At 72.0% G+C, this 23,442-nt stretch carries 24 protein-coding genes; 12 read left to right on the forward strand and 12 right to left on the reverse strand.

All coding sequences use genetic code 11. The features are described from left to right. Positions 1-3 precede the first annotated feature (3 nt). Together purD and ACTJJZ_RS10585 are read right to left on the reverse strand one after the other, a co-directional pair. Positions 4-1,281 carry a phosphoribosylamine--glycine ligase gene (purD, locus tag ACTJJZ_RS10580; RefSeq protein WP_440721144.1) on the reverse strand — a complete coding sequence of 426 codons (1,278 nt, stop codon included), beginning with the start codon at positions 1,279-1,281 and terminating at the stop codon, positions 4-6. 223 nt (positions 1,282-1,504) lie between these two features. Then, positions 1,505-2,200, reverse strand: a complete 696-nt coding sequence (locus ACTJJZ_RS10585) for an NUDIX hydrolase (protein ID WP_440721145.1) — start codon at positions 2,198-2,200, stop codon at positions 1,505-1,507. Positions 2,201-2,269: 69 nt separating this feature from the next. On the opposite strand from ACTJJZ_RS10585, the gene ACTJJZ_RS10590 reads away from it, so the two are divergent. Then, positions 2,270-2,638: a sterol carrier family protein gene (locus ACTJJZ_RS10590; protein ID WP_440721146.1), complete on the forward strand. Its 369-nt coding sequence runs from the start codon at positions 2,270-2,272 to the stop codon at positions 2,636-2,638. A gap of 55 nt (positions 2,639-2,693) precedes the next feature. After that, complete coding sequence (locus ACTJJZ_RS10595; RefSeq protein ID WP_440721147.1) at positions 2,694-3,011, forward strand: potassium transporter Trk; 318 nt, start codon at positions 2,694-2,696, stop codon at positions 3,009-3,011. A 42-nt stretch (positions 3,012-3,053) separates the two neighbouring features. On the opposite strand, the gene ACTJJZ_RS10600 is transcribed toward ACTJJZ_RS10595, so the two are convergent. The 3 genes from ACTJJZ_RS10600 to ACTJJZ_RS10610 form a co-directional block, all read right to left on the reverse strand. Continuing rightward, entirely contained in the window at positions 3,054-3,653 is a 600-nt protein-coding gene (locus tag ACTJJZ_RS10600) for a zinc-binding alcohol dehydrogenase (protein WP_440721148.1), read from the reverse strand. A gap of 65 nt (positions 3,654-3,718) precedes the next feature. After that, on the reverse strand, positions 3,719-4,369 hold the full coding sequence (locus ACTJJZ_RS10605) for a PRC-barrel domain-containing protein (RefSeq protein WP_440721149.1): 651 nt from the start codon (positions 4,367-4,369) through the stop codon (positions 3,719-3,721). Between the two features lie 37 nt (positions 4,370-4,406). Continuing rightward, positions 4,407-5,138: a hypothetical protein gene (locus ACTJJZ_RS10610; protein WP_440721150.1), complete on the reverse strand. Its 732-nt coding sequence runs from the start codon at positions 5,136-5,138 to the stop codon at positions 4,407-4,409. 214 nt (positions 5,139-5,352) lie between these two features. Here ACTJJZ_RS10610 and purM point away from each other — a divergent pair, with 214 nt between their 5' ends. From purM to ACTJJZ_RS10625, 3 genes are read left to right on the forward strand one after another with little or no spacing between them, the layout of a single operon-like run. Continuing rightward, complete coding sequence (gene purM, locus ACTJJZ_RS10615) at positions 5,353-6,516, forward strand: phosphoribosylformylglycinamidine cyclo-ligase (RefSeq protein WP_440721151.1); 1,164 nt, start codon at positions 5,353-5,355, stop codon at positions 6,514-6,516. Positions 6,517-6,522: 6 nt separating this feature from the next. Continuing rightward, entirely contained in the window at positions 6,523-7,998 is a 1,476-nt protein-coding gene (gene purF, locus ACTJJZ_RS10620; protein ID WP_440721152.1) for an amidophosphoribosyltransferase, read from the forward strand. Between the two features lie 13 nt (positions 7,999-8,011). Beyond that, entirely contained in the window at positions 8,012-9,331 is a 1,320-nt protein-coding gene (locus tag ACTJJZ_RS10625) for an MFS transporter (protein ID WP_440721153.1), read from the forward strand. A gap of 45 nt (positions 9,332-9,376) precedes the next feature. On the opposite strand, the gene ACTJJZ_RS10630 is transcribed toward ACTJJZ_RS10625, so the two are convergent. After that, a complete protein-coding gene (locus tag ACTJJZ_RS10630; RefSeq protein WP_440721154.1) occupies positions 9,377-10,201 on the reverse strand; it encodes an MOSC domain-containing protein in 825 nt (274 codons plus the stop codon). A 47-nt stretch (positions 10,202-10,248) separates the two neighbouring features. Then, entirely contained in the window at positions 10,249-12,015 is a 1,767-nt protein-coding gene (locus tag ACTJJZ_RS10635) for a glycoside hydrolase family 35 protein (protein WP_440721155.1), read from the reverse strand. A gap of 194 nt (positions 12,016-12,209) precedes the next feature. Here ACTJJZ_RS10635 and ACTJJZ_RS10640 point away from each other — a divergent pair, with 194 nt between their 5' ends. Next, on the forward strand, positions 12,210-13,280 hold the full coding sequence (locus tag ACTJJZ_RS10640) for a LacI family DNA-binding transcriptional regulator (protein ID WP_440721156.1): 1,071 nt from the start codon (positions 12,210-12,212) through the stop codon (positions 13,278-13,280). Between the two features lie 142 nt (positions 13,281-13,422). Here ACTJJZ_RS10640 and ACTJJZ_RS10645 read toward each other — a convergent pair whose 3' ends face one another. Beyond that, positions 13,423-13,608 carry a DUF3073 domain-containing protein gene (locus ACTJJZ_RS10645; protein WP_440721157.1) on the reverse strand — a complete coding sequence of 62 codons (186 nt, stop codon included), beginning with the start codon at positions 13,606-13,608 and terminating at the stop codon, positions 13,423-13,425. Positions 13,609-13,758: 150 nt separating this feature from the next. Here ACTJJZ_RS10645 and ACTJJZ_RS10650 point away from each other — a divergent pair, with 150 nt between their 5' ends. Beyond that, positions 13,759-14,310 carry a universal stress protein gene (locus ACTJJZ_RS10650; protein ID WP_440721158.1) on the forward strand — a complete coding sequence of 184 codons (552 nt, stop codon included), beginning with the start codon at positions 13,759-13,761 and terminating at the stop codon, positions 14,308-14,310. A gap of 57 nt (positions 14,311-14,367) precedes the next feature. Here ACTJJZ_RS10650 and ACTJJZ_RS10655 read toward each other — a convergent pair whose 3' ends face one another. The 3 genes from ACTJJZ_RS10655 to ACTJJZ_RS10665 all read right to left on the reverse strand — a co-directional run bounded on the left by ACTJJZ_RS10655 (position 14,368) and on the right by ACTJJZ_RS10665 (position 18,471). Then, positions 14,368-15,000 carry a PadR family transcriptional regulator gene (locus tag ACTJJZ_RS10655; protein WP_440721159.1) on the reverse strand — a complete coding sequence of 211 codons (633 nt, stop codon included), beginning with the start codon at positions 14,998-15,000 and terminating at the stop codon, positions 14,368-14,370. Then, the gene (locus ACTJJZ_RS10660; RefSeq protein WP_440721160.1) at positions 14,997-15,848 is read right to left on the reverse strand and encodes a DUF4097 family beta strand repeat-containing protein; all 852 of its coding nucleotides are present in this window, start codon (positions 15,846-15,848) and stop codon (positions 14,997-14,999) included. Before ACTJJZ_RS10660 ends, ACTJJZ_RS10655 begins: the two co-directional genes overlap by 4 nt. Positions 15,849-15,966: 118 nt before the next feature. Continuing rightward, positions 15,967-18,471, reverse strand: a complete 2,505-nt coding sequence (locus ACTJJZ_RS10665; protein WP_440721161.1) for a glycogen/starch/alpha-glucan phosphorylase — start codon at positions 18,469-18,471, stop codon at positions 15,967-15,969. Positions 18,472-18,577: 106 nt separating this feature from the next. Between ACTJJZ_RS10665 and ACTJJZ_RS10670 the strand changes: the two genes are divergently transcribed. Beyond that, positions 18,578-19,399 carry a MerR family transcriptional regulator gene (locus ACTJJZ_RS10670; RefSeq protein ID WP_440721162.1) on the forward strand — a complete coding sequence of 274 codons (822 nt, stop codon included), beginning with the start codon at positions 18,578-18,580 and terminating at the stop codon, positions 19,397-19,399. A 194-nt stretch (positions 19,400-19,593) separates the two neighbouring features. Continuing rightward, a complete protein-coding gene (locus ACTJJZ_RS10675) occupies positions 19,594-20,982 on the forward strand; it encodes an FAD-dependent oxidoreductase (RefSeq protein WP_440721163.1) in 1,389 nt (462 codons plus the stop codon). Between the two features lie 59 nt (positions 20,983-21,041). On the opposite strand, the gene ACTJJZ_RS10680 is transcribed toward ACTJJZ_RS10675, so the two are convergent. Then, a complete protein-coding gene (locus ACTJJZ_RS10680; protein WP_440721237.1) occupies positions 21,042-21,794 on the reverse strand; it encodes a Pr6Pr family membrane protein in 753 nt (250 codons plus the stop codon). Between the two features lie 194 nt (positions 21,795-21,988). On the opposite strand from ACTJJZ_RS10680, the gene ACTJJZ_RS10685 reads away from it, so the two are divergent. The 3 genes from ACTJJZ_RS10685 to ACTJJZ_RS10695 all read left to right on the forward strand — a co-directional run bounded on the left by ACTJJZ_RS10685 (position 21,989) and on the right by ACTJJZ_RS10695 (position 23,441). After that, the gene (locus tag ACTJJZ_RS10685; RefSeq protein ID WP_440721164.1) at positions 21,989-22,396 is read left to right on the forward strand and encodes a fluoride efflux transporter FluC; all 408 of its coding nucleotides are present in this window, start codon (positions 21,989-21,991) and stop codon (positions 22,394-22,396) included. Then, positions 22,393-22,758, forward strand: a complete 366-nt coding sequence (locus ACTJJZ_RS10690) for a fluoride efflux transporter FluC (protein ID WP_440721165.1) — start codon at positions 22,393-22,395, stop codon at positions 22,756-22,758. The genes ACTJJZ_RS10685 and ACTJJZ_RS10690 overlap by 4 nt, the downstream gene beginning before the upstream one ends. 107 nt (positions 22,759-22,865) lie before the next feature. Next, entirely contained in the window at positions 22,866-23,441 is a 576-nt protein-coding gene (locus ACTJJZ_RS10695; RefSeq protein ID WP_440721166.1) for a TetR/AcrR family transcriptional regulator, read from the forward strand. Position 23,442 lies beyond the last annotated feature (1 nt).

Consider the following 23,442-nt stretch of genomic DNA (forward strand, 5'->3'; position numbering starts at 1 on the left):
GGACTACTGCGCCACGCGGGCCGCGATGTCGCTGCGGTAGTGCGCACCGTCGAGGCGGATCCGTCCGATCGCCTCGTAGGCGCGGGTGCGGGCGTCGGCGAAGTCCGCGCCGGTCGCCACGACGTTCAGCACCCGACCGCCGGACGCGATGAGCGATCCTCCCGGTGCGTCGGGACCGGCGGTGGCGGCGTGCACGATGCTCACGCCGTCGACGGCGGCGGCCTCGGCGAGGCCCTCGATGGGCCGTCCGGTCTGCGGCGCCTCGGGGTAGCCCTCGCTGGCGAGCACGACCGTGATCGCGACCCGCTCCGCGAATTCCGGCTGCGGCTCGTCTTCGAGGGTGCCGGAGGCGGCGGCGAGCAGCAGCCGTGACAGCGGCGTGCGCAGCCGCGGCAGCACGACCTGCGTCTCCGGGTCGCCGAAGCGGGCGTTGAACTCGATCACGCGCACGCCGTCCGGGGTCAGGATCAGGCCCGCATAGAGCAGCCCGATGAACGGCGTCCCCTCGGCGTCGAGCTGCCGGATCACGGGGAGTGCGACGTCGCGGGTGACCTGCTGGACGAACGCCGCCTCGCTGCCGAACTGCTCGTCCAGCCACGGCAGCGGGGAGTATGCGCCCATGCCGCCGGTGTTCGGGCCCTCGTCGCCGTCCATCGCGCGCTTGAAGTCCTGTGCGGGGCTGAGCGCGCGCACCGTGTCGCCGTCGCTCAGGAAGAACAGCGAGACCTCGGGTCCGGTGAGGAACTCCTCGACGAGCACGGGACCGCCCGGCAGGTAGTGCTCGGCGTGTGCGAGCGCCGCGTCACGGTCGGAGGTGACGATCACGCCCTTGCCCGCGGCGAGGCCGTCGGCCTTCACCACGTAGGGGGCGCCGAGGGCGTCGAACGCCGCCTCGACCTCGGCGGTCGAGCCCGCGCGCACCGCGCGGCCGGTGGGCACGGATGCCGCCTCCATGATCCGCTTCGCGAATGCCTTCGAGCCCTCCAGCTGCGCGGCGGCGCGGCCGGGGCCGAACACCGGGATGCCGTGTGCGCGGACCACGTCGGCGACGCCGGCGACGAGCGGCGCCTCGGGGCCGACCACGACGAGGTCGACCGCGTGCGCGTCGGCGAAGTCCTTCACCGCGGCGCCGTCCATCTGATCCACCTCGACGAGCGTCGCATCCTGCGCGATCCCGGCGTTCCCGGGAGCGCAGAGGATCTCGTGCGCCTCCTGCTCGGCGCCCAGGGCGAGGATGATCGCGTGCTCACGGGCACCGGAACCGAGGACGAGGATCTTCACCCCGTCAGCCTACCGAGCGGGCCGGCGTCGATGACGGTTCCCCGTGGGTCCCCTCCCCGTGGGTCCCCGCGGGTCCCGGTGGTTGCCGGTGGTTCCCCCGTGCTTGTCCCACGTGCCCTGCCACACTTTTCGACGCCTGCGCCACCGATCGATGCGGCGCCGGTCAAAGAGTGTGGCAGGAGGCGCGCCCGATCCCGTGCGTTGCCGGCCGGCCGGCAAGCGGTCAGAGCGCGATCGGTCGCTCGTCGGACTGATCCCAGGGCAGGGTCCAGCCGGCCGCGTCGAACAGGCCGTCCAGCACCATCGCGGTGAACCCCCAGACGATCGTGCCGTCGAGATCGAACGCGGGCCCGCGGAACGTCCGCCCGATCCGGGCCAGCGTCGAGGTGAACCTGTTCGCCGGATCCAGCAGGGTGGCGACCGGCACCCGGAACACGTCCACGGTCTCGGCGTGGTCGACGGCGGCGACCCGGGACGGCGAGTGCCACCAGGCCAGCACCGGCGTGACCAGGTGGTTGCTGGCGGCGAGCGGGATCTCCGGCAGGGTGGCGAGGATCTCGACGCCGGCCGGATCCAGTCCGGTCTCCTCCTGCGCCTCCCGCAGCGCGGTCGCGATGGGATCGGCATCCGCTGTCTCGCGGCGGCCGCCGGGGAAGGAGATCTGGCCGGGATGCGAGGAGAGCGTGGCGGCGCGGCGCTGCAGCAGCACGTCGAGATCGGCGGGCACGGTGATCGCCTCAGCGTCCGACGGCTCGGTGTCCAGCCGCCCGAACAGGATGAGCACGGAGGCCGCGTGCGCGCCGTCGTCGACCGTGGGGAAGCGGCCGAGGCCGAGGGGGCCCTTCGCCGCGGCGGCGATCAACTCGGCGCGGGCACCGACGACCGCACCGGAGGCGGGGGTGTCGGCGGAGGAAGTCATCGTGCCGAGCCTATGCCCGCCGCGCCCTGTCCGGGCCCCAGGCGGAGCTCCCGCGAATAGCCTGGATCCATGGCGATCAGGATCGACACCACGGCGGGCCGCGCGGCGCTCGATGCGGCCAGGGCGGCCCTCGCCGCGGGGCAGAGGCCGGCCCGATCCGACTACGCGACGGCGGTGCGGTATCTGCTGCAGTTGCTCGACGAGAAGGCGCCCGGCAACAGCGTCGAGGTGCGCGTGCCGCCGTTCGGCGCCGTGCAGGTCGTGCAGGGCCCGCGGCACACCCGGGGCACGCCGCCGAACGTGGTCGAGCTGGATCCCGCGACCTGGATCGCGGTTGCGACCGGATCGGAGAGCTGGTCCTCGGCGCTCGAGGCGGGCAGGATCCACGCCTCCGGCACCCGCGCCGACCTCACCGAGCTGCTGCCGCTGCGTCCCTGACGCCCCGACGCGCTGCGCAGGACCCGCCCACAGGCGCCCGTGGGACAATGAGGACATGAGCACTCCGCAGCCGTTCCGCTCCGAGCAGACCGTCGAGGCGAGAGTGCGCCGCGCGCCGCGCTGGGGCGTCTTCCTCGGGATCGGCGTCGCGGTCGGCGTGATCCTGGCGTTCCTGCTCACGATCGGCGGTAGCTTCCAGGCCTCGGAGGCGACCCAGGTCACCTATCCGTTCGGCCAGGTCTTCGGGTTCCTGCTGCTGGGGACGGTTCCGTTCGGCATCGCCGTGCTCGGTGTGCTCGCGCTGATCCTGGAGCGGCTCGCCCGCCGCACCGAGCGCGTCGTCCGGGTCGACCGGGAGACCGTGGCGGAGTAACGCGAGCGGAGTGACGCGAGCGGCGTACGGCGAGCGGCCGGCTCAGGCGAGCTCGGCGATGATCGGTCTGATCGCCTCGTCGAAGTCCACCGGGTCGTGCCGCAGGCTGTCCGTCACCGCGACGCTGTACGCCCCGATCCGCCAGATGCCGCGCTGAGCGAGCGGCAGCACCTGCACGTTCAGCTCGAACGAGTGCGCCCTGCGGCCGGACTCGCGCTCGAACTCGGCCAGGGCGGCGGCATACGCCCGATAGGGGTCGCCCCGGCCGGCGACCGAGCGGATGTAGCGCCGCTGCACCTCCCTGGCATACGGCACGACCTCGTCGGCGTGCGGCGCGATCGCGTCACGCAGCCGTTCCGCGCCCACCGCGGGCAGGGCGACGATCGTGTCGAAGCCGTCGATCAGCTCCAGCGGTGCCGCGGAAGGGTGGGACTCCGGTTCGACGGTCATCTCCCAATACGCCCGCCACTCGCGCTCGAGGGTCTCGTCCGCGTCCCCGTCCTCGAAGACGTGCCGAGGGAAGTCGCGCAGCAGGGGGAGTTCTGCGGGCGCCCGGATCCCCAGTCCCTGCCGCAGGGCGAGCGCGACGAGGACCGGGATTCCGGCCTCCTCGCGCACGAGCCACTGCGGCTTCTGGATCATTGCACCATGCTAGGGACCTCCGGCCCCGGAGAGGGCGGTTCCGGCCAGCGCCGTCGGACCGGGTCTCAACGCGGGCCGTCTGCCGTCGTCCCGCCTTCGTCGACGCCGCGGCCCGCTGCGCCTCCCGCGCCGTCCCCGCGCGGGACGTCGACGCCTTCGTCGACGGGTCGTCCGCCCTCCTCCCGGAAGGGCGCTTCGCGGGCGGGCACTTCGCGGGCGGGCTCTTCGCGGTCGGGCGCTTCGACGACCGGCTCTTCGATGACCGGCGCTTCGCTGAGGGGCGGCGCGCCGTCCGGCGGCACGGGCAACGGGACGACATGCCGGCGCAGCCGGCGGGAGCGCGGAGCCGCATCGCCGCGGTCGCGATCGGCCCGGCGGCTTGCGTCCTCCTCATCTGCCCCGTGGTCGAGGTCGTCGTAGTACGCCCAGATCCGGTCCTCCTCGCCCACCGACAGCGCCTCACGGTCGTCGATGTGCGGGGCGTCCTTGACGGCGGCCTTGTCGTATCCGACGTGCAGCACTTCGCGGTCGAACGAGGCGTCGCGCAGGGGGATCACCGCGTGGGAGGTGCCGAAGAGCCCGGTCACGACCCCCACGAACAACGGCTCGCCGGTGTCGTTGTCCAGGTACACCTGCGTGACGGTGCCGACCTTCTCGTCGTCCCCGCCGACGACCTTCGCGTCGAAGAGGCTGTTGACGTCGCTGCGTTCGATCATGCTCGCGTTTCCCTTCTCGTCTGTCCTGGGCCGTCGTCTAGCGGCCGAGGCCCGTCCGGTCGATCCTGCGGTGGTAGTGCATTCCGTACGTCCCGCCCAGCACCGCGCCGCCGAGGCTCAGGAGCGCGGCGACGACGACGGTGACGATGCCGGTGACCGTCAGGGTGCCCTCGTCCACCGGGATCCGCGGGAAGCTGTTCAGTCGCCCGAGGATGTTGAACTGGGAGCCCGCGACGGCCGCGATGATCGCGACGATGATGGCGATGACGATCGCCCACACCCACACCGCGAGGCCCTGCTTCGCGCCCGAGAACCGGGCCATCCGCCCGGCCACGTACCCGCCGCAGTAGTAGGAGACGAACAGGATCACGGCGAGCCCGATCGCGCCGATGATGCCCACGGTGCCGCCGTTCGAGGTGAGCTGCTTCGTCGCGTTCTGCACGTTCCCGCCGGCGGCGCCGAGCCCGACGCCCGCGCCGATCGCGCTCAACAGCGCGGTCAGCAGCACGCCCGTGCCCGCCGCGGCGAGCCATCCGAAGAAGGCGGAACCCCACTTGATCCCGCCGTACTGGTCCTGCTGGCGGCTGAGGACCTCTTCGCGACGGGTCGGCCCGCGCTCCGCGGCGACGGCGGCGGTGGCGTCTTCGGGGCGCGGCCCGCGCTCTGCGGCGACGGCGGCGGTGGCGTCTTCGGACCGGGCGGATCCGCGTTCCGCCGGGACGGCGGCAGTGTCGTACTCGCGGTCATCGGGACCGAGGCGATCAGTCATGTCGACCCTCCTTGCGCTCGAGCAGGACCGCCGGGGCGGATCCTGTCAAGCTCCAGATTGCGCGACTCCGCCCGAACATGGACGGGGGTTGACCTTCCTCCGCAGACGTGGCAGTCGGACGTGGCCGTCGGCCGGTCGCCGGCACCGGCCGGCCGGCGGTGCACCGCCCGGGAACCCGGCCTCTCGCACAGCCTCCCGCCGGTAGGATCGTCTGGTGTCCTCCCGCACCTATGCTGAGGCCGGCGTCGATACGGCGGCCGGCGATCGCGCCGTCGAACTCATGAAGTCCGCCGTCCGTGCCACGCACGGACCCGAGGTGCTCGGCGGGGTCGGCGGATTCGCCGGGCTCTTCGACGCCTCGGCCCTGCTCGGCTACCGCCGCCCGCTGCTCGCGTCGAGCACCGACGGCGTCGGCACCAAGGTCGCCATCGCGCAGGCCATCGACAAGCACGACACGATCGGGCACGACCTGGTCGGCATGGTCGTCGACGACATCGTGGTCGTCGGTGCGAAGCCGCTGTTCATGACCGATTACATCGCGTGCGGCAAGGTCGTCCCCGAGCGCATCGCCGACATCGTGCGCGGCATCGCCCAGGCCTGCGAGCTCACCGGCACCGCCCTCGTCGGCGGCGAGACCGCCGAGCACCCGGGTCTGCTCGGCGTCGACGACTACGACGTCGCGGGCGCGGCGACCGGCATCGTCGAGGCGGACCGGATCCTCGGCGCCGAGCGCGTGCAGGACGGCGACGTCGTGCTCGCGCTCGCCTCGAGCGGCCTGCACTCGAACGGCTACTCCCTCGTGCGGCACATCCTCGCGAAGGCCGGCATCGGCTACGGCAACCGCTCCGACGACCTCGGCACGACCTGGGGTGAGGCCCTGCTGACCCCTACCCGCCTGTACACGACGCCGCTGCTGCGGGTCATCGACGAGTTCTCGGGCGCCGCGACAGGCTCAGCGACCGGGCCCGTCCACGCTCTCAGCCACGTCACCGGCGGCGGCATCGCGGCGAACCTCGCGCGCGTGCTGCCGCAGGGGTCCTGGGCCGAGGTCGACCGCGCCACCTGGTCGCCCGCCCCGGTGTTCCGCGTGCTGAGCGACATCGCCGGCACCTCGCTCGAGTCGAGCGAGGGCACCTGGAACCTCGGCATCGGCTTCCTCGCGGTGGTCGACGCCGGATCCGCCGCCGCGATCGCCCAGGCGCTCACGACCGGCGGCATCGACACCTGGCAGGTCGGCACGGTGCGGCTCGACGCCGCGGCCGCCCGCCCGGCCGGCGATTTCGAGCAGGGCGCCAAGGGCGTCGACGGCGGGGCCGTGCGCCTGGTCGGCGCCTACGCGGACAGCGCCCGCGGCCGTGCAGAGAACGGGACGGAATAACAACCCATGTGCGGCATCGTCGGAATGGTCGGGCACGCCCCGGTCAACCAGGACATCTACGACGCTCTCCTGCTGCTGCAGCACCGCGGGCAGGATGCGACCGGCATCGCCACCGCTGAGCCGAGCGGGGTCATGCACATGGCCAAGGCGCAGGGCATGGTGCGCGAGGCCTTCCGCACCCGCGACATGCGGTCCCTGCTCGGCAACGTCGGCCTCGGTCACGTCCGCTACGCCACGAAGGGCACCGCATCGAGCGAGGAGGAGGCCCAGCCGTTCTACGTGAACGCGCCGTACGGCATCATCCTCATCCACAACGGCAACCTCACGAACACCCGCGAGCTCACCGCCGACATGGCGCAGCGCGACCGCCGCCACCTGAACTCGTCGAGCGACACCGAGCTGCTGCTGAACGTGCTCGCGCACGAGCTGCAGACCACGACCTCCACGGTCGACCTCGACTCCGACCGCATCTTCGAGGCCGTCGCGCGCACGCACGAACGCATCGAGGGCGCCTACGCCGTGATCGCGATCCTCGCCGGCTACGGCCTGCTCGCGTTCCGCGATCCGTTCGGGATCCGTCCGCTGATCCTCGGCAAGCGGACCCGCCCTTCGACGAGCTCAGGGACCGATCGGGACGAGTGGGTCGTCGCGAGCGAGTCGCTGGTGCTCGAGAACGGCGACTACGAGGTTGTGCGCGAGATCGAGCCCGGCGAGGCCGTGTTCATCACGAACGAGGGCGAGCTGTTCACCAAGCAGTGCGCGGCGGCTCCGGTGCTCGCACCGTGCGCCTTCGAGTACGTGTACCTCGCGCGCCCCGACTCGGTCATGAACGGCATCTCGGTCTACGAGTCGCGGCTGCGCATGGGCGACCGCCTCGCCGACACCATCGCGAAGCACGTCCCGCTCGACGAGATCGACGTGGTCATGCCGATCCCGGACTCCTCGCGTCCCGCCGCGATGGAGGTCTCCCGCAAGCTCGGCATCGAGTACCGCGAGGGCTTCTACAAGAACCGCTACGTCGGACGCACGTTCATCATGCCGGGGCAGGCCGCGCGCAAGAAGAGCGTGCGGCAGAAGCTGAACGCGATGTCGACCGAGTTCAAGGGCAAGAACGTGCTGCTCATCGACGACTCGATCGTGCGCGGCACCACCTCGAAGCAGATCATCCAGATGGCCCGCGATGCCGGTGCGGCCTCCGTGATCTTCGCATCCGCGGCGCCGCCGATCCGGTACCCGCACGTGTACGGCATCAACATGCCCTCCAAGCACGAGCTGATCGCGCACGGCCGCACGATCCCCGAGATCGCCGAGGTCCTCGGCGCCGACCGGCTGGTGTACCAGGAGGTCGACGACCTGAAGGCTGCGATCACCGAGGGATCCGAGCTCACCGACCTCGATCTGAGCCCGTTCGACGGCCGGTACGTCACCGGGACCGTCACCGAGGAGTACCTGGGCTGGCTCGAGGGATCGCAGAGCTCGTGACGAGGCTCGCGCGATGACCGCGCGGCCGCTGTGGCGCGGGCGCACGCTGGCGGTGCTCGGGATCGTGCTGGTCGCGTTCTCGCTGCGCTCCGCGGTGGCGTCGCTGTCGCCCGTGGTGGATCACATCGCGCGCGACTTCCCGATGCCCGCCGCGGTGGTCGGCCTGATCGGCACCGCGCCGCCCGTGTGCTTCGCGCTGTTCGGCCTGCTCACCCCGCTCGTGGAGCGCCGGCTGGGGCTGGAGCGCGTCACCGTGATCGCGCTCGCCGCGGTCACGATCGGGCTCGTCGCCCGCGGCCTCGCCCTGAACGCACCGACCCTGCTGCTCGCGACGGCGCTCGTGTTCGCCGGGGTCGGCATGGCGAACATCCTGATGCCGCCGCTGGTGAAGAAGTACTTCCCGGATCGCCTCGGCCTGATGATGACGCTGTACACGACGGTGATGGCGTTCTCCACGTTCCTGCCCCCGCTGGTCGCTGTTCCGGTGGCGGACGCGGCCGGCTGGCGGACGTCGCTCGCGATGTGGGCGGTGTTCGGCCTGGCCGGCACGATCCCGTGGCTGGTGATGCTGGCGCGTGCGCGGGGCACGGCCGACACCGCTGCCTCCGCGGCGGAGGAGGCCGACGAGCCGGACGACGAGCCGGCCGGGCGGGACGCGTTCGAGGAGGCCGCCGCGATCTCCACGGGACCGATCGTCGTGAGGCCGTCGAGCTCGCGGGCGTTCGGGCGCCTGGCGCGGATCCCGCTGGCCTGGGTGCTCGCGGTCGTGTTCGGCACCTCCGCGAGCATGGCGTACACCGCGTTCGCGTGGCTTCCGACGATCCTGACCGAGCAGACCGGCGTCAGCCCGCAGGCCGCGGGCCTGCTGCTCTCGTTGTTCGCGTTCACGGGCCTGCCCGCCTCGCTCGTGGTCCCTGTGCTGATCGTGCGGTTCCGCGCGACGAGCGTGCTGTACGCCATCGGCGCAGCCAGCGCCGCAGTCGGGCTGCTCGGGCTGCTGCTGGTGCCGGATCCGGCGCTCAGCTGGCTCTGGGTCCTGCTGTACGGCCTGGCGGGCCTGCTGTTCCCGCTCGCGCTGGTGCTGATCAGCATCCGCGCCAGGGAGCCGGAGACCGCGGTCGCACTGAGCGGATTCGTGCAGAGCGTCGGCTATGTGATGGCGGCGGTCTTCCCGTTCCTGCTCGGCGTCGTGCACACCGCCACGAGCGGCTGGCAGGTGCCGCTGATCATCCTGCTCGCCGCGCTGATCGCGTCGATCCCCGCGGGCGTCTACGCCGGCCGTCACCTCACAGTCGAGGCGGCGTGGGAGCGTCGCAACGGCCGGCTCTGGTGATGCCGCGCCGTCGCCGCCGATCCCGCTGACGTCCTGCGCGTCCGTTCAGCCGACGACGACCTCGTCGCCGACGCGGATCGTGCCGCCCGTGCCGGTCGCGTCGTCCACCGCGCCGCTCACGCCGGGCAGGATCAGCAGGCGTCCCAGCGTCGGCTCCTGCTGACCGACCGTGCCGGTCAGCGTCGTGAGCACCTTCGCGTCGCGCTCGCCGCTGTCCGGGTCGGCGTGCGTGGCCAGGCAGCGCACGATCGGACCGGCGGCGTCGAAGCGCACCTCGCCGATGCGGATCCCGCCCTCCCAGCCGAGCTCCTCCCACGCCTCGAGCCCGTCGATCACGACGTTCGAGCGGAACCGACGGTCGCCGACGGTCTGCCCCAGCGCCGTGCTCAGCGCGGCGACGCTCGCGGTGCCGTGCACGGAGACGTATCCCTGAGCGCGGTCCTGGAAGCGCGCGCGCACGCCGTCGCCCACGAGCGTCAGCGGCAGCCGTCCCGGCCGCCGCAGCCGTCTGCCCTCGGCTGAGGCGAGCACGAAGTCGGTCACCGCGGCGCTGAGCTCGGCGCGGCCGTCGTCGTCCAGCCCGGCCTCGACGAGCGTGGATCCGCCGTGCTCGATCCGCACCCGCTGGGCGTCGTCGTCGTGCGTCAGCCGCAGGGCGGCGAGCCCGGGGAACGACTCCAGAGCCAGGCCCTTCGACTTCGGCCAGTGGTCCAGCCCGTCGCGGTCCTCGGGCGTCGCGGCATCCGCGAAGCGGAACGCGAGCACGCGGTCGCCTGCGATCCGCCCGTCCGCCTGCACGGTGAGCGACTCCCGCGGCTCGGGCGTGAAGCCCTTCACGGGGTGACGGTAGAGGGCGACGACGCGGGGCATGCCTCCATCCTCGCAGGGCCGCGGGCGACCCGATGCCGCCCGCGGCGTCACTCCTCGCGCGGACCGAGCAGAGCCTCGGGGACGAGCCGCAGCGTCGGATCGTCGAGGTGCTCGAGCTCCATCACAGTGAACGTGTTCGCGCCGGCGCGCGTCACCGGCTCGGGCACGAACAGCGTGCGCTGCGGACCGGTGCGCCGGTAGCGGCCGAGCAGGAAGCCGTTCGCGAACGCGTACCCCTCGCCCCAGCCCGCGGTGTCGAGGAACAGGTCGGATGGCGCGTCGAGCGCGATCTCGGCGCGCCACGCGCTCGGCCCGTCCACCGAGTCGAAGGCGTCGGCCCCGGGAGGCGCCGGATCCGCCTCCAGGCTCGTGAACGCCGCCGTGGGATCGATCGGCACCGCCCGCCAGCCGTGCAGCGGCTCTCCGTCGAGCGTCGCGGTGCCGATGAGCCCCTTGGCCTCGCCGAGCCGGTGGTCGTAGTTGACCCGCCCCTGCTCCTCGACCAGCACGGTGAGCCGCCGTCCGGAGGGGATCCGCAGCGAGCGCTCACCCGCGGTGCGCGAGATCCGTCCCACAGGGACCCCGTCGACGGCGACGTGCGCCGCGTCGCGGACCTCGCCGAACGCGAGCAGCCGGGTCGAGCCGGTGGCTGCGGGCGGCAGCTCGGTCACGTACCGCACGAGCGGTGCGAGGGCGTCCAGCGCCTCGAAGGACGGGGGATCCTCGTGCATCGGCCCCGCTGCCGCCGGCCCCGCGGTCCACGCGCCGAGCGGGACCAGCGGAGCACAGGCCGAGGGACGCGACGCCGACGACGGAACCGGCTCGTCCGGCACGGGGGCGTACCGGGCGATCACCGCGCGGAACGCGTGGAACTTCTCCGTCGGATCCCCGGCCTCGTCGAGCGGGGCGTCGTAGTCGTACGAGGTCGTGATGGGCAGGTAGCGGCCCTTGTGGTTGGCGCCGTTGGTGAGGCCGAAATTGGTGCCGCCGTGGAACATGTAGATGTTCACGGAGGCGCCGGCGCTCAGCAGCGCGTCGAGCTCTGCGGCCGCGTCCTCGACGCCGGTGGTGTGGTGCGCGCCGCCCCACCAGTCGAACCAGCCGTCCCAGAACTCGGAGCACATCAGCGGCCCCGTCGCCTGGTGGGCGCGCAGCGTCTCGAGCCGGCGGGCGGCGTGCGAGCCGAAGGACGCGGTGCGGTGCAGGCCGGGAATGCTGCCGCCGCGGAGCATCCGGTCCTGCGGCTGGTCCACCGTGGTGAGCGGAACGGTGATCCCGCTGTCCCGCGTGATCCGCACCAGCTCATGCAGATACGCGGCGTCGTCGCCGTAGGCGCCGTACTCGTTCTCGATCTGCACCAGCACGACCGGTCCGCCGCGGTCGATCTGCCGCGGCACCAGGATCTCCGAGACCCGGCGCAGGTAGGCGTCGACCTCGGCGAGGAAGGCCGGGTCCGAGCTGCGCAGCCGGATCCCCTCCGCCCGCGTGAGCCAGACCGGCAGGCCGCCGTTGTGCCATTCGGCGCAGATGTACGGCCCCGGCCGCACGATGGCGTCGAGGCCCTCGGCGGCGACGAGGTCGAGGAACCGGCCGAGATCGTTCGCCCCGGTCGCGTCCCACTCGCAGCGGCGCGGCTCGTGCGCGTTCCAGGCGACGTAGGTCTCGATCGTGTTCAGGCCCATGAGCCGCGCCTTGCGGATGCGGTCCTGCCACTGGTCCGGGTGCACGCGGAAGTAGTGCAGGGCACCCGAGAGGATGCGGTGCGGCTGCCCGTCGCGGAGGAAGTCGGTCTCGCCGATGGAGAAGGTGGCCATGCGCGGTGCTCCCGAGGTGCCCGAGAGCACCGGACGGATCGGGGCGGCGGCGCCGCCGTGCCGATGATGCGGTTACGTGTCGACGGTGAAGCCCCGGGAGTCGCCGTGCTCGGAGAAAGGGGATCGCCGTATGTCAACGTCAACATAGCGGGTGCGGCGCTAAAGTGTCAACGTCAACACGAAGGGCGTCCGCCATGGGGAACGAGGAGCAGTCCGCCGCCGGCGGCACCCGGCGGCGCGAGCCGTCGATGGAGGACGTCGCCCGCGAAGCCGGCGTGTCGGGGCAGACCGTGTCCCGTGTCGTGAACGCGCGAGGCTACGTCGGCGCGACGACGCGGGCCAGGGTGGAGGCCGCGATGGCCGCACTCGGCTACCGCCCGAACAGCGCCGCGCGGGCGCTGCGCTCCGGCCGGTTCCGCGCGCTCGGCGTCATCATGTTCACGCTCGCGCCCTACGGCAACCACCGCACCCTCGACGCCATCGCCGTGCGCGCGGCGCAGGCCGGGTACGCGCTCACGCTCATCCCGGTCGAGGCCGGCAACCTGTCGACGGTGAGCGGCGCGTTCCATCGCCTCGCCGAGCACGCGGTGGACGGCATCATCATCCTCATCGAGGCGCATCAGCTGGACGGATCCGAGATCGAGGTCCCGCCGGGACTGCCGATCGTCGTGATCGACTCGAACAAGCGTCTCGCGCACCCGTTCGTCGACAACGATCAGGCGCTCGGTGCGCGGCAGGCGACCGAGCATCTGCTCGACCTCGGGCATCGCACGGTCTGGCACGTCGCAGGGCCGGAGGCCTCGTACGCGGCGGCGCGGCGGCAGGAGGCCTGGCGGGCCGTGCTCGAGCAGCGCGGCGCGGAGGTGCCCGAGGTGCTGGTGGGCGACTGGTCGGCCGAGTCGGGGTACGCGGCCGGACGCGCGCTCGCCGCTCGGGAAGACGCCACGGCGGTGTTCGCGGCGAACGACGGGATGGCCGTCGGGGTGCTGCGCGCCCTGCACGAGGCCGGGCTGAGGGTGCCGCAGGACGTCAGCGTCGTCGGCTTCGACGACAGTGCGGAGGCGGGCTACCTCTGGCCGCCGCTGACCACCGTGCGGCAGCACTTCGAGGAGGTCGGCGCGCTCGCGGTCGACGCGCTGATCGAGGAGCTCGACGGCCGTGCGGACAGAGGGCCGGCGGAGGGCGGAAGCGATGCGGCCGCGGTGCGCCTCATCCCCACGGAGCTGATCGTCCGCGAGAGCACGGCGTCGCCGGCGTCGGAGTGACGCCGGGCGGTGGAGCGCCGGCTCGCGGGCGGATCCGGGATCGCAGACGGCTGTCGGCGGCGAACGGTGCCGTCACCGCCCGCAGGAACAACGAACCCCGCCCGGTGCGGATGCGCACGGGCGGGGTCTCGACGGGAGGAGCTCAGGCGGTTTCGAGCTCGTCCTCGTCTTCGTCGGCGTACTGGTCGGCCCACTTGTCGACGTACTGGTCTTCGGTGTCCGGGTGCCCGAGTTCGCGCTCCAGCGCGGAGTAGTTCACCGACGGACTGTACGCCTTGAGTTCGCGGGCAATCTTGGTGTGCTTTGCCTTCTGACGGCCACGGCCCATGCGCGAGACCCCCTTACTGTAAGCAACGGGCGGAACGGGGCCCGATGTCTATTTACGGCACCGGCTCAAGGCCGGTAAGAGTAGCATCCAGGATAGCACGAGGGCCAGATCACCCCGCCGTGATCGACCAGCGGAACGGAAGGGATGATCATGTCGGACAGCACCTCCGCCCCCCGGGACGACGAGCACGTCGATGAGCCTCAGGACGCCCGTCTGCAGAAGGCGGTGATCGTCGCCGTCCGCGCCGGGCAGCCGCCTCGCGTGCTCGCGGAGGGCAAGAAGTACGCCGCCCTGCTGGACGTCCCGCTCGTGGTCGTGCACGTGGATGTGACCCGCTTCGTGACCTTCGAGGATCCGGACGGGATGGTGCATTCCGCGCCGATCGATCTGAACATCGACACGGGTGCGGAGGAGTTCGCGCAGATCCGCGCCGAGGCCGAGAAGGCGCTCGCCGGATCCGGTCTGACCTGGACGGCCCGCCAGCTCGTGGGCGACCCGGCGCTCGCGATCAAGCACCTCGCCGGCGAGCTGGACGCGCAGCTCATCGTGGTCGGCACCCGCAGCCGCGGGCTCGGCGAGTCGATCCGCGAGTTCTTCACCGGATCGGTCGCCGCCCGCCTGTCGCACCGCCAGTCCCGGCCGATCCTCGTCGTCCCGCTCGAGGAGCCCCTCCCGGACGACAAGAAGGATCCCTGGGAGTGATCGGCTCCTGAGCGGGCGAAGCGAGACGAAGGCCGCTCAGGAACCGCGAGGCTGTCTTCAGGGCTTGAGGCTCGCGAGGGCGGCGGTCACCGCGTGCGCGGCGGCGTCGAGCGCGCCGTCCAGCTCGGAGACGACCCGCGACGGCAGGATCCCGCCCCGGGCGACGTGCGTGCGCAGGTCGGTGCGCACCCGTGCGCGGAACTCGTTGATCGACGCGTCCGCGCGGCGCAGCTCCTCGCGGCTCGCGATCCGGTCGTCCGCTCGCGCGGACGCCTCCCGGTGCGAGCCGGACGCTCCTGAGCGCTCCTCTCGCGCGGCGGCGGCGAGGTCGGCACGCAGGCTCTTCATCGCCTCCTGCACGCTCTGGCGCACCTCGTTCGCGATCAGCCGGACCGAGTCGTTGAGTCCGGCCTCGATGCCCTGCAGGTCGCCCTCGCGGGAGGCGAGCTCGGCGCGTCCGGCGTCGGTGATCGCGTAGATCGTGGTGCGGCCGTCGACGGTCTTCGTCACCAGCCCCTCCTCCTCGAGCTTCGCGAGGCGGGGGTAGATCGTGCCGGCGCTCGGCGTGTAGGTTCCGCCGGTGCGGTCGGTGAGCGCCTGGATGATGCCGTAGCCGTGCTGCGGCGACTCGGCGAGCAGCGCCAGCAGGTACAGGCGCAGATCGCCGTGCGAGAAGACCGCGGGGCTCACAGCAGATCCTCCCCGTCGGCGGTGAACGACACGGGCGCCTCTGCGGCGTCGCGGCGCAGCACGGTGATGTCGCCCGAGACCGTGTTCACGCGGACATCGGCGAAGGATCCGGCCAGCTCGCCGCGCTGACCCGTGAAGCTGGTCGGGCCGGAGGATCCGCGCGAGACGCCGTCGATCGTGACCCGTCCGCTCATCGTCCTGGTGACGTAGTTGGAGGCGAGGTTCTCGTCGAGGCGCACGGTGGCATCGCCGGCGACGCTGTTCAGGGACACGGTGTTGACCGGCCCGGTGGCGTCGATGAGCATGGCGCCCGAGACGCTGTCGATCGTGGCCTTGCGGATGGCGCCGGTCAGCGCGACGCTGCCGGACACCGTGTTCGCCGTCGCGGAGCCGGTGAGGCCGCGCACCTGCACGTCGCCGGACACCGTGTTCAGGTTGAGATCGCCGGCGTGGGTGTCGACGATGAGGTCGCCCGACACCGTGTTCAGGCGGGCTTCCTCGGTGAGGCCGGAGACGAGGGCTCCGGCGCTGACCACGCCGAGGGTGAGCGCGATGTCACGGGGGACGGCGACGCTGATCTCGGCCTTGGGGCCGCCCGCGCCGAAGTTGCGGAACACCTCGAGGAAGTTGTCCCAGCCGATCTGCGGATGGTCGATCTCGATCTGAGTGCCGTCGGACTCGACGCGCAGGTCCTTGATCGTGACGTTGTGCACCTCGATCCTGATGCCCGGCTCGTCGTGCGCGATGACGTCCACCTGCCCGCCGACGAGGCCGATCTTGAGCTTCGACGCGCGCTCGATGTCGATCACGCGCTCCTGCCCGGGGGCGATGAGCCACTTCTCGGTCATGTCTGTCTCTCCTGAGTCGAGGGTCCCGATCCCAGCGATCGAGATATATCGTGTTTGATCACTGTAACACGATATATCTCGATCACGTCAAGAGGATCCCCGCATCGGGGGTCGGGGCTCAGGTCGTCGGCGGGGTGTGCCAGATCCGGTCGATGTAGTCGTGGATCGAGCGGTCGGAGGAGAAGAAGCCGCAGCGGGCGACGTTGAGGATCGCGGACCGGGTCCACGCGTCCTGATCCGCGTAGGCCGTGTCCACGCGCTGCTGCGCGGCCAGGTAGCCGGAGAAGTCGGCCAGCACCATGAACCGGTCCTCGTAGAGGAGGTTCGACACGATCGGCTCGAAGACCGAGCGATCGCCGCCGGAGAACGCGCCGGAGGCGATGAGGTCGATCGCCCTGCGCAGGCCCTCGTCGGCCTGATAGAAGTCGCTCGGGCGGTAGCCGGCGCGGCCGACCTCCTCGACCTCGGGCTCGGTCATGCCGAACAGGAAGAAGTTGTCGTCGCCGACCAGCCGGCGGATCTCGACGTTCGCGCCGTCGTCGGTGCCGATCGTGAGAGCGCCGTTGAGGGCGAACTTCATGTTGCCCGTGCCCGACGCCTCCATGCCGGCGAGCGAGATCTGCTCGGAGAGATCGGCGGCGGGGATGACGCTCTCGGCGAGCGTCACGTTGTAGTTCGGCGGGAACAGCACCTGCAGGCGTCCCTGCAGGCGCGGATCCCCGTTCACGACGGATCCGACCGCGTTGATCAGGTGGATGATCCGCTTCGCCATCGCGTAGCCAGGGGCGGCCTTGGCGCCGAACACGACCGTGCGCGGCGTCAGCTCATCCAGGGGGATGCGCCCCGAGACCACGCCCTCGTAGCAGCTCACCACGTGCAGCACCTTGAGCAGCTGCCGCTTGTACTCGTGCAGGCGCTTGACCATGACGTCGACGAGATGGCCCTCGCCCACCGCCATCCCGTCGCGCTCGCGCAGCACATCGTTCAGCCGGCGCTTGTTCCCGGCCTTGACCTCGGCGAACGCGGTGCGGAACGAGGCGTCCTCGGCGAACGGCTCGAGCTCGCGCAGCCGGTCCAGCTCGGTGACCCAGCCGTCGCCGATCGCGTCGGTGATGAGCGCGGAGAGGGCGGGGTTCGCCAGCCGCAGGAACCGGCGCGGGGTGACGCCGTTCGTGACGTTCGTGAACTTCTGCGGGAAGAACTCGGCGAATGCCGGCAGCACCTTGTCGCGCAGCAGCTGGGAGTGCAGCTCCGCCACGCCGTTGACCCTGGATCCCGCGACCGTGGCGAGGTACGCCATGCGCACCGATCGCTCGGGGAACTCGGCGATGATCGACATGTTGCGGATCCGCATCTCGTCGTCGCCGAAGCGCTCGCGCACGGCGAGCAGGAACTCGTCGTTGATCCGGTAGATGATCTCGAGATGCCGTGGCAGCAGCCGGCCGAGCAGGTCCACCGACCACATCTCGAGCGCCTCCGGCAGCAGCGTGTGGCACGTGTACGCGAAGCACTGCTGCGTGATCGCCCAGGCCGCGTCCCAGCCCATCCCGCGCTCGTCGACCAGCACCCGCAGCAGTTCCGGCACCGCGATCACCGGGTGAGTGTCGTTCAGCTGGAAGATGACCCGCTCCGGCAGGCGGGCGAGGTCGAAGTCGTCCGGCAGCCCGTCCAGGAAGTCGTGGATCGAGGCGGCGACGAAGAAGTACTGCTGCTGCAGCCGGAGCTCCTTGCCCTGCGGCGTCGAGTCCTCGGGGTAGAGCACCTTGGAGATGTTCTCGGCGAAGATCTGCGCGCGCACGGCCTGCTCGTAGTCGCCGGAGTTGAAGATGCGCAGATCGAACGCGTCGGTCGCCTTCGCCCGCCACAGCCGCAGCGTGTTCACGCGGCCGTTCTGGAAGCCGGGAACCATGTGGTTGTACGGCACGGCGCTGACGTTCCAGGCGGGGATCCACCGGGTGCGGGTCGTGCCTTCGTCGTCGAAGGTCTCGGTCCGGCCGCCGAACGAGATCGTCTGGGCCTTCTCCGGGTGCGGGAACTCCCACGGCGAGCCCATCGCGAGCCAGGCGTCCGGCTGCTCCACCTGCTGGCCGTCCTCGAACGTCTGCCGGAAGATGCCGTACTCGTAGCGGATCCCGTAGCCGGTGCTCGGCACCCCGAGCGTGGCCAGCGAGTCGACGAAGCACGCCGCCAGCCTGCCCAGTCCGCCGTTGCCGAGGCCGGGCTCGATCTCGTGCCCGCGCAGGTCGGCGATGTCGATCCCGCAGGACGCGAGCGCCTCGGTCGCGATCTCGGTGAGCCCCGAGGCGAGCAGGTCGTTGTCGAGCTGACGGCCCAGCAGGTACTCGGCGGAGAGGTAGCAGACGGCCTTGGCCTGGGTCTCCTGCTGGCGGCGCCGATCCTCGAGCCAGCGGGCCATCAGGTAGTCGCGCACCGTGCAGGCGAGCGCCAGGTAGCGGTCGTTCGTGCTGGACGCGGACAGCGTCACGCCGCCGTCGTAGTTCAGGTTGTGCAGGAACTGCTCGACGAACCCGTCCACCGTCACCGGCGGGGTGAACACCGGTGCGAGGGCGAGCGTGTGCGTGGCGGAGAGCGGGTGCGTGGTGGCGGCGTCGGGGAGGCTCACGGGATGACCGTACCGCGCGCGGCGGCGAGGTCGGAGGATAATCCGCTTGACATTGACGCGACGTCAACTTCTACCGTGGTCTTATCGACGACGGAAGGAGCACGCGATGGCGGAGAAGGACTGGTCGATCCAGGAGATCGCCCGGCTGACCGGCACCACGAGCCGTGCGCTGCGTCACTATGGCGACATCGGGCTGCTGCCGCCGACGCGCATCGCCTCGAACGGCTACCGGCACTACGACGAGAGCGCGCTCGTGCGGCTGCAGCGGATCCTGCTGCTGCGCGAGCTCGGACTCGGCCTGCCGGCGATCGCCGAGGTCATCGGCGACCCGGCAGGCGGCGGCGCCGGAAGGCGCGGCACGGCGGTCGAGTCGGCCGCCCTCGAGAAGCACCTCGCACTGCTGCGCGAGGAGAAGAACCGGCTGACGCGGCAGATCGCTTCGGTCGAGAACACCATCACCGCACTCAGAGAAGGAGGGGCGCTCATGCCTCAGAACATGTTCGACGGCTTCGACCACACCCGGTACAAGGACGAGGTCGAGGCCCGCTGGGGGAAGCAGGCCTACGCCGACAGCGACCGCTGGTGGCGCGGGCTCGGCGAGGACGGGCAGGCGGCGTGGAAGCAGCGCGTCGCCGACCTCAACGCCGACTGGATCGCGCTGGCCTCGGCCGGGGCGGATCCGGCGTCGCCCGAGGCGCAGGACCTGGCGCGTCGCCACGTCGAGTGGCTGACCGGCATCCCTGGCACGCCCGCCTACGGCGCCGACGGCGACCGCAGGGCGTACGTGATCGGGCTCGGCGAGATGTACGTCGCGGATCCGCGGTTCGGCGCGAACTATGCGACCGACGCGGACCGGAGCGGCGGCGGCAGCGCGGGCGCGGAGTTCGTCCGCGACGCGCTGCGCAGCTACGCCGAGCGCGCGCTGTAGGCGGACTCGGGCGAGACGGCGCCGGCTCGACCGGCCGGCGCCGTCGATCGTTCTCAGGACGGATCGGGCTGAACCGGCCGTGTCCACGTGCACATGGCGGCTGAGCGCCGATCCATCCTGAGAACGGTGCCGCCGCGGTGGCGGCGGCCCGGTCGCGACACCCTGCCGTCGCCCCGGGATAGGCTGGCAGCACGATGGGCATCTCGCGTCGAACTCTGCTCGTCGGCGCCGGATCCGGTGCCGTCGCGGTGGTGCTCGCGGCCTGCACGGGTGAGCCGCGGCCGAAGCCGAGCTCGTCCGCGCGGCCCTCGCCGCGGCCCACGATCCCGACCGGGGCCGTGCCGGAGCCGACGGCGTGGATGCGCAGCACCTGGTCGACGGATCCGTACTCCCGCGGCGCGATGAGCTACCTCCCGGCGGGGGCCGCTCCGCAGCTCCGCAAGGACCTCGCGGTGCCGATCGGGGACCGCGTGTTCCTGGCCGGCGAGGCGACCGACTCCGACCGCCCCGGCACCGTGCCGGGCGCCATCTCCTCGGGCCGCGCCGCGGCGGCCGCGGTGCTCGGCGCCTCCGCGAGCGGCGAGCGCATCGCGGTCGTGGGCGCAGGAGCGGCGGGAGCGACGGCCGCTCGTGTCCTGACGGATGCCGGCTGCACGGTGACGGTCTTCGAGGCCCGCGAGCGGCTCGGCGGCCGGATCCGCTCCGTGACCGACAAGAACTGGCCGATCCCGGTGCAGCTGGGCGCGTGGCTCTCCAACGGGGAGGACGCGGACACGCTCGGCGGCGTCCTCGCCGCGCAGGGCATCCACCGGCTGACGTTCGGCACGGCGACCGGCTGGTCGAAGGACGGCGCCGCCGCAACGGTCGACGGGGCGCCGCTGCAGAAGGCGATCGCGCAGGCCGCGAACGGCGCCTCCGACGTCTCTCTCGCAGACGCGCTGAAGACGGCGGGCGCCGACCCCGGCGATCCGGCGCTGGCCGCGGCACTGGCGTGGGTGCAGGCGACGACGGGTGTCGACACCGCGAAGGCCTCGAGCTGGTACCCGCCGGAGCTCGCGCCCGATGCGCTGGTCGGCGCGGACGGCGACCTCGGCGTGCTCGTCGAGGACGCGCTGAAGGATGTCAAGGTCACGCTCGCCTCGCCTGTGGTGCGCATCGCGCACGACGACTCCGGTGTGAGCCTGCGGCTGGGGACCGGCGAGTCGCTGTCGTTCGACCGGGTCGTGGTCACCGTGCCGCTCGGCGTGCTGCAGCAGCGCGCGATCGAGTTCGCCCCCGCTCTGCCGTTCGCGCACCGCGGGGCGATCGCCGGGCTCGCCTCCGGCTACGTCGAGACGGTGTGGCTGCGCTTCGACGAGACCTTCTGGAACGTGGACGCGGACCTCTGGCACGTCGTGGGCGGTGATGGGCCCGTGCGCACCTGGCTGAACCTGCAGCCGGCGACCGGGGCACCGGTCGTCGTGGGGCTGGTCGGCGGACCGGACGCGGAGGCCTTCGCGAAGCTCGGCGATGCCGACGCCCAGGCGACGGCCCGGGAGTCGCTGATGTTCTTCGTCGCCGCCACGGCGACCCCCACCCCCTGAGGCGCTGCACGTCGTCGGAGCTCAGGCGGGGTCGTTGACTCGGGCCGGCTCTTCTGCGCTCAGGCGGGGTCTTCGGCGCGCGCAGGTTCCTCGGTCCGCAGCGGCGCGGCTTCCCTCCGGGCCGGATCGTCGGCCGGCTCCGGATCGTCCACGGATGCCGGATCCGCTCCGAGCGGATCCTCCGCAGGCCCCGCCACCGTCGGATGCAGCCTGCTCACCACCACGAGCCCGCTGGCGACGAGCGCGAAGACCGTCAGCGCGAGCGCGCACGTCAGACCCATCTCGAGCGGTCCCGACACCTGGCGCGGATCCAGGAAGTAGTACGGATACCAGCCGACCAGCCCGCCCCGCCAGATCGTGAACACGCCCCAGGCGCACGGATAGAGCAGCACGTACGGCACGATCCGCCAGGACGCCGCGCGCCGGCCCGGTCCGAAGATCCAGGCGGCGACGGTCCAGGCCGGCATCACGAAGTGCAGCACGATGTCCGACCACGGCACCCAGATCGGGATGTCGCGGATGCCGGCCTGCCAGAGGATCAGGCCGTACGCCAGGCCGGCGGTGATCGTCCAGCTGAGCACGATCGCCCGGGCCGTGGTGAGCCAGCGCGGGTCCTCCCTCGTGCGCAGCGCGATGATCCCCGCGATCACGGCGAGGACCACGAACACGGTGTTCGACTCGATCGTGAGATACGCGAAGAAGTTCTGGCCGGCGACGGTCTGCGAGCCCAATCCCCAGAACAGCCGGTCCACGAGGGCGACTCCGCACACGGCCGCGGCGAGCAGACGCGACCAGGCGTAGGCCATCCTCATGGTCACTCGCGCGTCGTCCTCCTCGGTCGGCTCGGTGCGGTCGGCCGGGCTTCGGACGGGCCCGACCGTCCCTCGCGAGTCTACGTAACGTCGGATCGGGGAAGGCTGCCCGCGGACAGGCCGGTCGAGGGGCGGAGAGGGCGTGCGACGCCCGGCGGACACGGACGCGGCGTTCTCGGCATAGGCTGTCGGGCGTGACTTCGTCCGTCCCGCTCCGCCTCGCGCTCGTCGTGGCGGGCGGCGCGATCGGCACCGCGGGCCGCCTCGGTCTCGGGCTCCTCCTGCCCGCCGCGACGGGTGCGGGACTCACCGGCGTTCCCTGGGCGACTCTCGCCGTGAACCTCGCCGGCGCGTTCCTGATCGGTGTGCTGGCGGCGCGGCTGCCGGGATCCTCCGCGGTCCGGGTGCTCCTCGGCACCGGAATGCTCGGCGGGTTCACCACCTACAGCTCTCTGGCCGTCGGCACGGCGACCCTGTGGCACGCGCAGCCGCTGCTCGCCGCCGGGTACGCCGCAGGCAGCGTCATCCTCGGCATCGCCGCCGCCGCCCTCGGCCTCGACCTCGCCCGCCCCCGGTCCGCGCACACCCAGGCGCACGGATGAGCCCGCTGCTGTTCCTGTGCGCCGCGCTCGCCGGCGGCGTCGGCGCCGGTCTGCGCTATCTCGTCGATCTCGGCGTGGCCCGCCTGGTCGGCACGCGCTACCCGTGGGGGGTGCTGGTGATCAACCTCACCGGATCCTTCGCGCTCGGCGTGGTCACCGGCGGCTTCCCCGGTGCGGCGTTCATCGTGGGCGCCGGCCTCCTCGGCGGCTACACGACGTTCAGCACGGCGATGCTCGACACGGTCGCGCTGTGGCGGGACGGATCCTCCCGCGCCGCCGCGTTCAACGCGGCGGGCATGCTGTTCCTCGGCATCCTCGCCGCCGTGGCGGGGCTGGCGTTCGGCGCGGCGGTCGCCGGGTGACACCGGGAACGCACTCGCTGTTCAGGCCGCTCTAAACTCACTTCTGTACATCTGTACAGAAGTGCCGCGGGGACAGGCCGCGCGGAGACCGGCAGACAGGGGGACGCATGGCGCAGACGCGACCCAGACGCGATCCCGCGGCGCGCCGGCAGGCCATCGTCTCCGCCGCGGCCGAGCTCATCACGGAGGTCGGCGTCGACGCGGTCACCCACCGCATGATCGCCGCGCGCGCCGCCGTGCCGCTCGGCGCGACCACGCAGTACTTCGACACGCTCGACGACCTGCGCGCGGCCGCCCTGGCCCAGCTCGCCGAGGAGATCGAGACCCGCACCGCGGAACTGGGCGCGATCATCGAGGCCGAGGGCGCCACCCCGGCCGTGCTCACCCGGCTGATCGTCCAGGGGCTGGGCGACGCCGAGGCCGTGCAGGCCGATCGGACGGTCGTCACGGCCGCGGTGCACGACCCGCGCGTGCGCGAGCTGGCCCGGCTCTGGTCCGCCGCGCTCACGGAGTTCCTCCGCCCCCGGCACGGCGCGCTGCGCGCCAAGGCCGCCGCCGTGTTCATCGACGGCCTGCTCTGGTCCGCGCTCATCGACGAGTCCGCGCCGTCGCAGGCCCTCATCGAGACGGGCCTGACCGCCATCCTGACCCCGACCGACAGCCCGCTCCGACCGAGAGAGTAAG

The sequence above is a fragment of the Microbacterium sp. 22242 genome, from assembly GCF_052045495.1.
In the GTDB taxonomy this organism is placed as follows: domain Bacteria; phylum Actinomycetota; class Actinomycetes; order Actinomycetales; family Microbacteriaceae; genus Microbacterium.